Source organism: Cytobacillus sp. Hz8 (genome assembly GCF_042263505.1).
Lineage (GTDB): Bacteria > Bacillota > Bacilli > Bacillales > Cytobacillaceae > Bacillus_BE.
Genome location: NZ_JBHKFI010000007.1, coordinates 85,661 through 98,880, shown reverse-complemented (window position 1 = coordinate 98,880; position 13,220 = coordinate 85,661). Strand labels below are relative to the sequence as shown.

The 13,220-nt window shown below is 39.4% G+C and carries 14 protein-coding genes and 1 riboswitch; all 14 genes read right to left on the bottom strand.

Annotated features, from left to right (window positions below):
• Positions 1-14: 14 nt before the first annotated feature.
• The 14 genes from ACE38V_RS10805 to ACE38V_RS10740 all read right to left on the bottom strand — a co-directional run bounded on the left by ACE38V_RS10805 (position 15) and on the right by ACE38V_RS10740 (position 13,006).
• Positions 15-1,700: a peptide ABC transporter substrate-binding protein gene (locus tag ACE38V_RS10805; protein WP_375841266.1), complete on the bottom strand. Its 1,686-nt coding sequence runs from the start codon at positions 1,698-1,700 to the stop codon at positions 15-17.
• 453 nt (positions 1,701-2,153) lie between these two features.
• Positions 2,154-2,348, bottom strand: coding sequence for a Fur-regulated basic protein FbpA (locus tag ACE38V_RS10800; RefSeq protein WP_375841265.1), 195 nt, complete (start codon positions 2,346-2,348; stop codon positions 2,154-2,156).
• A gap of 84 nt (positions 2,349-2,432) precedes the next feature.
• Positions 2,433-2,538: riboswitch (SAM riboswitch) on the bottom strand.
• Positions 2,539-2,716: 178 nt separating this feature from the next.
• A complete protein-coding gene (gene hypE / locus ACE38V_RS10795) occupies positions 2,717-3,724 on the bottom strand; it encodes a hydrogenase expression/formation protein HypE (RefSeq protein WP_375841264.1) in 1,008 nt (335 codons plus the stop codon).
• A 3-nt stretch (positions 3,725-3,727) separates the two neighbouring features.
• A complete protein-coding gene (gene hypD / locus ACE38V_RS10790) occupies positions 3,728-4,837 on the bottom strand; it encodes a hydrogenase formation protein HypD (protein WP_375841263.1) in 1,110 nt (369 codons plus the stop codon).
• Complete coding sequence (locus ACE38V_RS10785; protein WP_375841262.1) at positions 4,818-5,045, bottom strand: HypC/HybG/HupF family hydrogenase formation chaperone; 228 nt, start codon at positions 5,043-5,045, stop codon at positions 4,818-4,820. The genes hypD and ACE38V_RS10785 overlap by 20 nt, the downstream gene beginning before the upstream one ends.
• Positions 5,046-5,087: 42 nt before the next feature.
• A complete protein-coding gene (hypF, locus tag ACE38V_RS10780) occupies positions 5,088-7,391 on the bottom strand; it encodes a carbamoyltransferase HypF (RefSeq protein WP_375841261.1) in 2,304 nt (767 codons plus the stop codon).
• Positions 7,352-8,011 carry a hydrogenase nickel incorporation protein HypB gene (gene hypB, locus ACE38V_RS10775; protein WP_375841260.1) on the bottom strand — a complete coding sequence of 220 codons (660 nt, stop codon included), beginning with the start codon at positions 8,009-8,011 and terminating at the stop codon, positions 7,352-7,354. The genes hypF and hypB overlap by 40 nt, the downstream gene beginning before the upstream one ends.
• A gap of 5 nt (positions 8,012-8,016) precedes the next feature.
• Positions 8,017-8,367, bottom strand: coding sequence for a hydrogenase maturation nickel metallochaperone HypA/HybF (locus ACE38V_RS10770; protein WP_375841259.1), 351 nt, complete (start codon positions 8,365-8,367; stop codon positions 8,017-8,019).
• A gap of 39 nt (positions 8,368-8,406) precedes the next feature.
• Positions 8,407-8,823, bottom strand: a complete 417-nt coding sequence (locus ACE38V_RS10765; protein ID WP_375841258.1) for a Rieske (2Fe-2S) protein — start codon at positions 8,821-8,823, stop codon at positions 8,407-8,409.
• Complete coding sequence (locus tag ACE38V_RS10760) at positions 8,820-9,314, bottom strand: HyaD/HybD family hydrogenase maturation endopeptidase (protein ID WP_375841257.1); 495 nt, start codon at positions 9,312-9,314, stop codon at positions 8,820-8,822. Before ACE38V_RS10760 ends, ACE38V_RS10765 begins: the two co-directional genes overlap by 4 nt.
• Positions 9,307-10,089 carry a Ni/Fe-hydrogenase, b-type cytochrome subunit gene (cybH, locus tag ACE38V_RS10755; protein ID WP_375841256.1) on the bottom strand — a complete coding sequence of 261 codons (783 nt, stop codon included), beginning with the start codon at positions 10,087-10,089 and terminating at the stop codon, positions 9,307-9,309. The genes ACE38V_RS10760 and cybH overlap by 8 nt, the downstream gene beginning before the upstream one ends.
• Before the next feature lie 13 nt (positions 10,090-10,102).
• Positions 10,103-11,818, bottom strand: a complete 1,716-nt coding sequence (locus ACE38V_RS10750; RefSeq protein ID WP_375841255.1) for a nickel-dependent hydrogenase large subunit — start codon at positions 11,816-11,818, stop codon at positions 10,103-10,105.
• Entirely contained in the window at positions 11,818-12,906 is a 1,089-nt protein-coding gene (locus ACE38V_RS10745) for a hydrogenase small subunit (protein ID WP_375841347.1), read from the bottom strand. The genes ACE38V_RS10750 and ACE38V_RS10745 overlap by 1 nt, the downstream gene beginning before the upstream one ends.
• A complete protein-coding gene (locus tag ACE38V_RS10740) occupies positions 12,878-13,006 on the bottom strand; it encodes a hypothetical protein (protein WP_375841254.1) in 129 nt (42 codons plus the stop codon). Before ACE38V_RS10740 ends, ACE38V_RS10745 begins: the two co-directional genes overlap by 29 nt.
• Positions 13,007-13,220: the final 214 nt, after the last annotated feature.

The window sequence follows — 13,220 nt, the reverse complement described above, 5'->3', positions numbered from 1 at the left end:
ATAAACTTCAAAAACTATTGTTTTATAATATACGCATGTGTGATATCAATCGGAGCCCCAAGATTATGTGTCACGATTCCTTTAACTTTCGGATTAACCAAATAGTTTTCTGCTCCTTGAGTTAACGGTATAACGACTTGCTTATCTAATAAATATTCTTGTGCTTTCACAAGATCTTTCCAACGTTGCTCTGGATTTGTCAAGTCTGTAGTCTTAATCTTAGTAATCTGCTGATCATATTCAGAATCGTTAAACTTGGCATGATTATGTTCAAAGGTTGAGAAAAACTGATTTAAGTAGCTGACTGGGTCAAAATCTCCTGTCCAGCCTCCTAGTGCTAAATCAAATTTATAAGTCATCATTTTCTCGAAACGCACCTTTGCAGGAACATTACTCAAGTTAATGGTAACGCCTGGCAATGCCGTTTCTATTTGACTTTGTAAATATTCACCGATAGTCTTAGAATCACCATCATCAGAGGTTATTAATGTAAATGAAACTTTATCTACACCAAGCTCTTCTTTTGCTTTTTCCCATAATTTTTTCGCTTGATCCGTATCGTGCTTCACTAATTCTCCAGCTGCATCTGCAAAATCTTCTTCATTTTTCGGGTCCTTTGCCATCCCCTTTGGAATAGCCCCAGTTGCTGCACGAGAACCATCAGCTAATACATTCTTGACCAATTCATTTCGATCAATGGATAAACTTAATGCCTTACGCAGATTCTCATTTTGCAGGTTTTTATTTGAACTGGTTCCTAATTCAAGGTTTGTTGCGCGAAGTGCTAAAATATTTATATATCCCGGGTCATCTTTGAATTGTTTAATAAAGTCACCAGATAATGTAACACCATCAATTGTCCCAGCCTGATACAGATTAATTCCAGTAGCCGTTTCTTTTACAACTTGCACATTAATTTGCTTGAGAGAGATGTTATCTTTATCCCAATAATATTTGTTCTTCTTATACTTCCAACTTAATCCGGTACCATCCCAATCTGACAATACGAGCGGACCATTGCTTAAAGTATCTTCACTGCTTTTACCGTATTTATCACCTTTCTCCGTTACAAACTTCTCATTTTGAGGAAAAAGGTTCGTAGAGGAAAGTGTCTCTTTAAAATATACATCGGAATATTCCAAATCAATTTGCAACTGCGTATCGGATAGTGCCTTAATCCCTAATTTACTTTTATCTATTTTTCCTTCATTAATGGCTTGAGCATTTTTTATATTAAAATAAGTGCTGGCATTTTGTGCAGCGGTTTTAGGATCAAACAAGCGCTGCCATGCATAAACAAAATCTTTTGCCGTCAATGGATCACCATTTGACCATTTCAAATCTTTTTTAATATTAATAATATATTGTGTTTTCTCCTTGTTCGTTGCTTTAGGTTCACCGTCAGCAATAGCTGGAACAGCCTCATTTTTCCCGTTAATTTTATACAATCCTTCAGCAAAAATATTAATTTGCTCTGCACTTGCAGTATCATATTCCTTTACGGAGTCTGCTGTTGGTATTTCTGTTGGTGCAACCCAATTTAACACTTGATTATCGGCTAATTGCTCACCTGACTTTCCACTTGCCTTTTCGCCTGAGGAATTATTGCTTCCATTCGTATTAGCAGAGCAACCTACTAACGATGTAATCACAAATAATGATCCAATCAATATACTTAATTTTCTTTTAATTTTTTGCATCTTTTTTACTCCTATCTTTCTCTAAAATTAAATTATTTAGTAAATAATTCCTTTCACTGAAACACACTTACTAGCAATTAGTTTTTTCTTTTCAATCAACTATCCTTTTGAAGACAGCAACACAAATTTCTGTATTGGATGCCATATTTCATTATGTAAGTTCCTCCTATTTCTAAATTTTGTAACGTTTGAGCTCTTGTTGAAAATGTATTGTACTATCTATTGACCTGTTAAAGCTTCAAAATCAGTTTTAGTAAGCCAATAGGAATAGTCGGATTTATGATACTCTATGAAACAAATTAATTATGGCTTCACAAAACAAGACAACTAGTATATGATTTTTTTATTTCTAAAAGATATCGAACAAGCATAATTCAATACTTTGATACAAGACCAATCCAGTCTATAATTTTTTAACTTCATTTTTTCGGGTAAAAGATTCCCTGTTTATCACTAAACCCAATGTATAGAACCCACACCGATATGCGGATGCAAATTTGCTTGAAATGATTCATACTCATGTTCTAAATCAGGAAGAGGTAATTCATACAGACTCTTATCACCATTTTTATAGAATTCAAAAGTAGTAAGTATATTTATTAATTCTTTGCGCCGCTTTTCAAGATTTTTACAAGGATAGTTACTCATTTCATTCACTCCCTTTATTTGATAAAAAATAAAAATCCTATTCTTAAAGATAAGAATAGGATTGACTCAGTAACATGTCACCCTAACTCATCTTCCAAGCATAATGCTTGTTGGAATTAGCACAGTGTTCTTAAAAGAACCTGTTGCTGAGGTATCAAAGGGCCATTCCCTCCACCTCTCTTGATAAGTTGGATATATCAAAGAATATTTAAATTTTATTTTAGCTTTATGTATAAAATAAACCTACTATTCCGATTTGTCAACCATTATTTAGAGGAAAAAAAACTTCACTTTTAAAAACCTGAAAATCATCAGGCAGCAACACAACTTATGTGCTACTGCCTAATGATTTTCAGGTCTAGTTCAATTTAACAAATTCGCGGCAGCATCATTCCAGAAAGTCTATGCAGCTTTCTCGTACTGCCAAGTCCCGTTTTTAAATGAAGCGTTCCTTTCTCTTTGCCTGTTATATGACCGATGACTTTAGCATTTTGTCCAAGCTCGTGCTGTTTTAGTAGCTGAAGAACCTGTGCTTCTTGCTCTTTTTTCACAATGAAAATAACTTTTCCCTCATTTGCAAGATAAAGTGGATCGAATCCAAGGATATCACAGGCACCTTTTACTTCGCTTCGAATTGGGATTTCTTCATTTTCTATTTCCATGGAGATTCCAAAATCCTCTGCGATTTCTACAAGCGTCGTTGCGAGACCGCCTCGTGTAGGATCCCGCATGATTCGAATCCCATCAACCGAATCTATCACACTAGCAATCAACCCATTCAGCGCCGCACAATCACTCTGCAGTTCCGTCTTAATTCCAAGCTCTCCCCGTGCACCTAAAATCGCAATGCCATGGTCACCGATTGTGCCATTAACAATAATGGAGTCTCCTTCATCCATTAATTCCGGTTGGACAGGATGTGTAGGATGAATAAAGCCGATTCCGGTAGTGTTGATGTAAAGCCCATCAATACTTCCTCGTTCTACCACCTTTGTGTCGCCTGCCACAATTTGGACCTGAGCTTTTTGTGCCTCTTCTGCCATTGAATGAACAATTTCCTTCAGTTCTTTCACCTTGAAGCCCTCTTCAATAATAAAACCCGCTGTTAAATATTGCGGAATCATTCCACTTACAGCCAGGTCATTAACCGTCCCAGCAATAGCAAGTTTTCCGATGTTTCCACCAGGGAAAAAGATTGGTTTTACCACGAAGCTATCCGTCGTCACAGCCATTTTTACAGAGGGAGATGGAAAGACAGCTGCATCAAAGCGAGCAAATTCATTATGCCCAAACGCCTTAACAAATACATCTTGTATTAAATTATGTGCCAGCTCTCCTCCATCACCATGAGCTAAGCTAATTCTCTCATCCTTCATTAACTAATCCTCCCTCAAGTACTGGTAATGAGCTGAACATGTGCCTTCTGTAGAAACCATGCAAGGCCCAATTGGTTTGACTGGTGTACAAGCCTTCCCAAATAAAGGACATTCCTCCGGTGAAATAAGCCCTCTAATGATTTCTCCGCAGCGACATTTTGTTTTGCGCGGCTCTCCTACTGTGATATGAAAACGATTCTTTGCATTCCATTCTGCAAATTCTTCTTTCATATTCATGCCGCTTTTTGGAATGACACCGATTCCTCTCCAAGCCTCATCCACCGGCTCAAAATATTGATTGATTAAAGCCTGAGCTGCCTTATTCCCCTCATCACTCACAACAAAAGAATAATCATTTTCTATTTCAGCTCGTCCATCTAATAATTGGGCAATTAATTTATAGATTCCACCTAGTAATTCAACGGGTTCAAACCCGGTAATGACACCAGGAATTTGATATTCATCTACTAAATATTGATAGTTCTTTTTTCCAAGGATAATCGAAACATGCCCCGGAAGAATAAAGCCGTCGATTTTAACCTCTTTGGATTCTAAAAGAGTTCTCAAGATGGGCTCCACGAGCTTTGTCGTCATCCACATAGAGAAATTTTTCACATTGCGCTCTATTGCCGTCTTTAGAGCAACCCCCAAAACGGGAATCGTTGTTTCAAAGCCGATACCGAGGAAAATAACCTCTTTATCTGGGTTTTCTTCCGCAATTTTTACCGCATCAGGTGGGGAATAGACAATGCGGATATCCTTTCCCTCCGTCTTCGCCTCTAACAAACTAAATTCTGTCCCAGGAACACGAATCATATCACCAAAGGTGCAAATGATTCGGTTCTCTCCGTCCGCTAGCTTAATCATCGCATCAATTGATTTTTGATCCGTTACACAGACAGGGCACCCTGGACCTGAAATCAACTGCACATATTCCTTTAAAGCCTTTTTTACACCGGTTTCGGCTAATGCCATTGTATGTGAACCGCATACTTCCATAAAAATAGGCCGTCTACCGTGTGCCTGAATAAAGCTCTCGGCAGATTCTTTTACTTTTACTAAAAGCTTGCGGCTTAATTTCGAATTTGAAAATTCATTCAGGAGTTCTTGCATCGACAAGCTTCCTCCATTCTTCAATACTTAAAATCGCATTCTCTTCATCAATTGTAGACATCGCCTGTCCTGCATGAACGATAACATAATCATCCACTTCAACCTCAGGCACAAAGATTATGCCAACTGTCATCGTTGATCCCATTACGTCTACTACAGCTGTAAATTCTTGTTTTTCAATAACTTTTGCTGGAACTCCAACACACATTCTCTATCCCCCCGATACCTCAATTTCTTTGATAACATTTTTCTATTTTTTATTAGCAGCCACAATCAACTGTCCAAGAGAAAGCCCTCCATCATTACAAGGAACCTGTTTGTGGGTATAGACCTTAAAATTCCTTTTCTTTAGACGTCCTGCTATTTCTTTTAATAAAAATGGATTATGAAAACTGCCTCCGGATAAAACGACATGTTTCTTAAAGCTTGGATTTCTTTGACTTAGTGAAACCATGGATTCTACACACATTGTCACGACCGTCTCATGAAATCTTTGGACAATCTCCATTTTGGGAACACCACTTAAACGATCTTGGACAATCTGTTTTAATGCTGGAGCAAAATCCAACGCAATCGAACCATCCTTACTTTCCAATAATCCGTAGGGATACGATTGAATGGACTCAGCTTCTATCATTTGCTCTGATAGTTTAATAGCTGCTTCTCCGTCATAGGTGGACACCTGACAAATGTCTAATATTGCACTTACTGCGTCAAATAATCGTCCACAAGTGCCCGCTAGCGGACTGTTCACACCTTTTTCAAGCATATGGGCAATGACTTCAATTTCATAGATTTTGTTTGGAAACAATCGAAGAGCCCACTCTCGTCCCTCCGCTCCGAAAGAATCGATTAACATGGCTGTAGCATTTCGCCAGGGTTCTTTGATGGCTCGTTCATTCCCCGGTAAATGTGAATAATTAAGATGGGCAAGTCGTTCATAGGAGCTTGCATCTCCATATAAAAGTTCAAATCCCCAAATATGTCCATCCTCTCCATAGCCTGTCCCATCTAAAATAATGCCAAAGGTGGCATCGTTTAAGCCATTATCCTCCATACACGAAACCATATGGGCATGGTGGTGTTGGACAGAAATAATGGAGGCATTCATGGTCTCAGCTAGCTCACCTGTCATGTAACCAGGATGCATATCAATGGCAATTTTATCAGGCTCTATTCCCATCCATTTCATAAGATGGTTAAATTCATGTTGGAAATGCTCGACAACCTCCAGATGCTCCATCTCACCAATATGAGGCCCGATAAAAATTTGCTCATGCCGACCAATGGCAAAGGTGTTTTTTTGCTGAGACCCAAGTGCAACCACGCTATGGACCGGTTGATCCGTTGTCATTGGGTCTGGAACATAGCCGCGGGACCTTCTTAAGAAGGTCAAATGTCCATCTATCAATTGAACAACGGAATCATCTAATGGATGTAAAATTTCTCGGTTATTCGATAACACATAGTCCGCAATCCCCTCAAGATAAGAAAACGCCTCCTTATCACGGTATAAAATTGGTAAACCGGACGGATTGGCACTCGTCATAACTAAAGCCTTTACCTCACCCTCATCGAACAAGAGATGGTGCAGGGGAGTATACGGTAACATGACTCCTAATGTCTTCATCCCAGGTGCCAAGCTTTCAGCTAGCCCGCTACATGATTGCTTTTCCATAATAACAATCGGTGCTTCAGGTGATTGCAATATCTCATCTTCCTGCTTCTTGACTTGACAGATTTCTCTTGCTACTTCTATGTTTGCTGCCATTACTGCTAGAGGTCGATTAGGTCTTCTTTTTCTATCTCTAAGAGCTCGAACAGCCTTTTCGTTATATGCATCACATGCCAAATGGTAGCCACCAATGCCTTTAATGGCCACAATTTTTCCATCACAAAGAAGATTGGACACCCATTCAATCGCTTCTTTTTGCTTCGCAATGGTCTGGCCATTAATTGTCTTTAAACTAACTTCCGGTCCACATTTACCACAGGCAATCGGCTGAGCATGATGACGCCGATTCATCGGATCTTCATACTCCTTTTTACAGTCTGGACACATTGCAAATTCCCTCATCACTGTAAAGGGCCTGTCATAAGGCAGTTCATCAATAATCGTGTAACGAGGACCACATTGTGTACAATTAATAAATGGATAGCGATAACGGAAATTATTTGGATCGCGCATTTCCGCTAAACAATCTTCACATACTGCTGAATCTATTGGAATGACCAGTGAAGATTTGCCGGTTCGTTCACTTGGAATAATGCGAAAGTCATCATAACCATTAGCAGGAATCTCACCCACTTCCACTTGGTCAATTCTTGATAGTCTTGGAGATTTTGATTGAATAGCCGAAACAAATTGGCTGATATCTTCATAAGCCCCTTCTGCAAAAATCTTGACCCCGTCCATATTGTTTTGGACCGTTCCATTAATGCAAAATTGATCTGCTATTTGAAAGATGAAGGGGCGGAATCCAACACCCTGAACCCGCCCTTTTACTGTTATTTTTACCGCTCTATGTTTTGATTGTATGCTTGTTTGATCCATGTTAGCCACTCATCCAATCCTTCGCCTGTGCGTGATGATACTTGTATCAATCTAGATTCTGGATTGATTCCTTGTAAATCCTCAATTGCCATCTCTACATCAAAATCTAAATATGGCAAAAGATCGATTTTGTTCAACACAACCATCTCTGTTCGACGAAACATGACCGGATATTTAGGAATTTTATCGTTTCCTTCAGGTACACTTAAAATAGCAACCTTATGATTTTGACCAAGGTCATAGCCTGATGGGCAAACAAGATTTCCCACATTTTCTATAAATAAAATATCGATATCATCAAAATCAAATTCAGGGAGCACCTTAGCAACCATTCTCGCATCTAGATGACAGCCTCCATTAGTATTGATTTGCACTGCCTGTGCACCTAAAGCTCTGATGCGGTCTGCATCCTTTTCCGTTGCTAAATCCCCCTCGATCACACCGATACGAAATTTCTTTCCTAGTTCAGCGACAGTACGCTCTAATAATGTCGTTTTGCCGGCACCTGGAGAACTCATTAAATTGATGACCAGCGTCTTTTTATTTTCAAAAAGGGCTCTATTATATGTTGCTGCCGTATTATTATCAGCAAGTACTTCGACATCTAAATCAATTTTCATATTTCCTAACTCCCTTCATATGACTGAACCTTGAATGTTTCACCGGCAGTCAGTATGCCACTGGGCAACTTGCATTCTGGACAAATACTTAGTCGTGTATCCGGTTTGTATTCAAACCCGCACACAGTACATTTGGCTCTGGCCGCTTCTTTTCTTATAACTAATCGCGATTGCTCAGATAATAGGGCAAGCCCTCTTGCACGAAATACATCAAATGCCATTTCAAGGGCATCCGGCAGGGCATTGCTTAAATCTCCCACAATCAATTCAATCTTCTCTATTTGATGCATATTTCTTGAACGTGCATCCTTTTCAACAAGCTGGAGGATATCCCCCATGAGTGCCATTTCATGCATATTTATCTTCCTTATAGTGGTAATTATCTGAAGATTACTTTAATTTAACCCTACAAATAATTTACCTGCTTCTTTTTTCAGTGGAAATTTTTTCAATTGTAATGAACCTTCATCTGTTTCAACGTGATACAGATCTTCACAGTTGAAACATTTAAAGACTTTTTCATATGAAATCCATTGTGGCATTGCTTGACAATTTGGGCAAAGCTTTTGATAGGCTTTCAATTTTTGTTGATCTGAAATGATAGCAATGGCCTTTCCAGCTATATAGAGGTCATGTACTCCTTCTGGGGAAAAAGACTCAACATTTCCTGCCTCCACCCATTTCACACCAATAATTTCATCAACGATGGAATCGAATTTGTCCAAATCATCTTCAATCAGAGGGGAAGTCACTTCTTTTACCGTCCTGAATAATCCTTTCCCCATTTCGGAAAAAAACTCGGAGCGCTTCACATATTCTCACTCCATTTTTGGACTTGGTCTACAACGTTCGTAACTAGTTCCGGAAGCTTTGTTTTTACAATATCAGATAGTTCAAGTCCCATATCCAATGATGCCGGCTGGATACCAAACATAATCATTTCCTTTGGTAATTTTTCCCGCAAATCTGCAGCAAGGAGGACTTCCTGAAATCCAATTTGATGCACAGACATTTTCACACCATAATATTTGGGAATTTCCCCATTGCGAATCATCATGAGCTCTCCCGCCGGTTTCCCCGCATTGATCGCATCAATGACAATGAGATAGTCTGCTTCCTCAACAGGCTCAAGCAACTTCATCCCATCCGTTGCTCCTTCAATAATTTCAACATTTGTAAAATCTGCTAAGGCTTCTTCCAAATACGGAATAAGGTGAACGCCAACACCCTCATCTGAATAGAGGGTGTTGCCGATTCCTATGATTTTAATATTCTTTGTAAGTGACAATGACTGATTATGCACTCTTTCCACCTTCTGACTTATGGCCTTTATCGCCACTGTCCTTTACTTTTTCGGTTTTATATCCTGTAATTATGGATGATGTTGTTCCATTCCTGCTTAACCAATCCTCGCGGAATACCATATAAAGATGCACAACGACGAAGATCACAAAGCCCCAGGCAACGAGATGATGGACAGAGCGGATGGTAAAGCTATCACCGCCAAAAATAACACCAAAATGGCTAAAGAATCCACCAAGCTTTGATTCAAATTGTGGCTCAAAAAATAAGTAATAGCCTGTAAAAACCATAATGATGGAACCAATGCCGATAAAAATTAAGTAGCTTAATTCAGCTAGCTTATTATGTCCAACTGTATGCTGCTTCTTGTTTGGCAAGAACAAATAATATTTAAGGGTCTGCCATACGCCATTCCAAAACGAAGCTTTTAACGGATTCGTTTTTGCATATTGGTTTCCTTTAAAGGCCCAATATAATCGATATATTAAGTTTGCTGTAAACACAAATGCTGTAAAGAAGTGAATGTAGCGAACCAAACCCATGAGATTGGAATAATAGGCTTCTTCTGGGATCGGTGAACCGACAAATGGATTGCCAATATAGATACCTGTAATTATTAAAATAACAATGGAAATCGCATTGACCCAATGGAAAATCCGAATAGGAAGCTCCCATACATACACTTTTCCAAGTTCCTTATTGGAATTGGCTGTACTACCACCTGCCCGATCAAAGGTCGAATTCGGCTTTAGATTCTTATTGTTGGGGTTGGACATTTGATCCCTCCTCCTAACCTAATCTTATTTCCGTTGACTCTTGATTCTCTAGGTCGGTTAAATGTACTGCGCATGCTAAGCAAGGGTCAAACGAATGCACAATCCGCAATATTTCGAGTGGTTTCTTTGGATCGGCAATCGGTGTATCTTTTAATGATGCTTCATAAGCTCCTATGTTGCCTTTATGGTCGACTGGAGAAGCATTCCATGTTGTCGGCACAACAGCCTGATAATTCTTTACCTTTTTATCTGCGATTTGAATCCAGTGTCCAAGTGCGCCACGAGGTGCTTCCATCCAACCAACACCTTTAGCTGTTTTTGGCCATGTTTCCGGTTCCCATTTAGAACGATTAAATGTGGTTTCATCCCCGTTCTTAATGTTTTCCAGCAATTGATCCATATCATTTCTCATCCAATCTGAAATAAGAACAGACTCAAGACCACGAGCTACTGTTCTTCCTAAAGCAGACTGAAGAGCTTCAAGTGGAATATTTAGTTTTTTCAATGTATCATCAACCAATTTGACATAATCCTTACGGCCAGATGCATATCCAACAATCATTCTTGCAAGCGGTCCGGTTTCCATTGCCTGTTCATTCCAGCGTGGAGACTTAAGCCAACTATACTTGTCTTCAACATTTAATTGATCATATGGTGGCTTAGGCCCTGTATAATTGAAAGTGGTTTCCCCTTCCCATGGATGCCTTCCACCGGAATCTTTACCATCATAGGTATACCAAGAGTGATCAATAAATTCTTTGATTTGTTCAGGATCTTTTGGATCGAGGTCATGAACTTTTGTTAAATCTCCGTTCAAAATAATGCCTCGAGGAATACGATAAGTATCAATATCACGAATATCGCCTGTTGGGAAATCTCCGTACACAAGATAATTATTCAACCCGCCGCCATATGTCCAATCTTTATAATAAGAACCAATTGCAAGCAGGTCTGGAATATACACCTTTGTCACGAATTCCCTCGCCTGATCGATTAATTGTGAAACATTCATTAATCTCTCAGCGTGAATTCCATTATCACTATTAATATCAAGCGGTGTCGCCATACCCCCAACAACATAATGTGGATGTGGGTTCTTTCCTCCAAAAATGGTCTGAATCTTAACCACTTCTTTTTGCCAATCCAATGCCTCTAAATAGTGAGCAACCGCAAGTAAATTTACTTCTGAAGGTAGTTTGTAGGCTGGATGTCCCCAATATCCATTGGCAAAGATGCCAAGCTGCCCACTATCTACCACTTTCTTCACCTTATTTTTAATTTCAGCAAAATAACCTGGAGAAGACTTAGACCAATCCGAAATAGACTGAGCTATCTTACTAGTTTTATTTGGATCAGCGTTAAGGGCATCCACGACATCCACCCAATCAAATGCATGAAGATGATAAAAATGGACGATGTGGTCATGTAAAAATAAAGCTTGATTCATAATATTTCGAATTAAACTGGCATTTTTAGGTATTTTAATATCAAGAGCATCTTCCACTGATCGAATAGAGGCAAGAGCGTGGGAACTAGTACAAACGCCACAAATTCTTTGCACAAATGCCCAAACATCACGCGGGTCTCGATCACGTACTATTAATTCAAGGCCACGCACCGATGTTCCTGAACTGTATGCCTTTGCTATTTTTCCATCTTGAATATCCGCCTCAACCCTAAGGTGTCCTTCAATCCTTGTAATGGGGTCAACTACAATTCGTTTTGCCATTATGATTCACCCTCTTCTTTCGATGCATGGTTTTCCTTTTTCTTCTTGACAACGGCTGTTATCCCGGCATGAGCTGCAACACCCGCAACGGTTACCCCTGCTAAAGTGATACCAACTTTATCAGGATTGATGGTTGTTTGTGTACCAGGAATTTTCGCACGGCGAGAAAAGAATGGACCGTTATCCCAGAAATTCTTTTCAGTACAACCAATGCATGGATTTCCTGATTGGATAGGATAGCTTGTACCACCATTCCATCTCATTTCTGGACAAGAGCTATAAGTAGTCGGTCCTTTACAGCCAAGCTTATATAAGCAATAACCTTGTTTTGCCCCTATATCATCAAAGGACTCGGCAAACAGCCCTGCATCAAAATAGGCACGGCGATTACATTTATCATGAATACGATGTCTGTAGAAAGCTTTTGGTCTACCTTCTTGATCTAATTCAGGAACAGCTCCAAACGTAATGATGTGAGCGATAACCCCTGTCATGACCTCCGCAATTGGTGGACAACCTGGAACAAGCACAACTGGTTTATCCTTTACGATATCTGTTATCGGAACACTCTTCGTTGGATTTGGATTAGCAGCAGGGATTCCTCCCCAAGAAGCACAGCTTCCATAAGTAATCACCATTTTGGCATTTTTGGCAGCCTCTTTTAAAACCTCTTTTGCGCCTTTTCCGCCGATTGTTGTATATTCATCTTCAGGTACTGACCCTTCCACAACAAGCACATATTCCCCTGCGTTTTCTTTTAGAACATGACTCATTGCTTCTTCGATCTGATGCCCTGAAGCAGCTGAGAGCACTTCACTATACTCTAAGGAAATCATTTCTAGTAAAACGCTTTCAGCTTTTGGATGTGTTGAGCGAATGAAAGACTCTGAACAACCTGAGCAGCTTTGGAATTCAAGCCAAATAACAGGAACCCGTTTATTATTCTCCATAGCATGAGCAACCTTATCCGTATCCTTATAGGTAAGACCCATAGTCGCGGCAAGTGCTGTACACATTTTCAAAAAATCTCGGCGAGAGAAACCTCTTGAAAGAGCCTCTTCATAAATCGTATTCTCCTTCGTTTTCAACACGTAGCATCCCCCCTTCTTCTGTCGTTAGTTTAGTAGCATATAAGGCCGCTTTGTTAATTAATACCGATGTGATTTCTATGATGAAGGATCTACGCATATAATCACAAACCCCCCCTATTGTTTTAAACATACTACTAATAAATTAACGGACTTTCGCCCGAAATAAAAATTCATAAAATCGTCATATCTTTATGAATAATTTGTGAACAAACTGTAGATGCGACCATTCTAGAAGAAGGAAGCCTTATTTAAATTAATGCCTGTTTACTAAAAGATTGGAGAAGAATACTTAACAGCCTGAATAAACATAA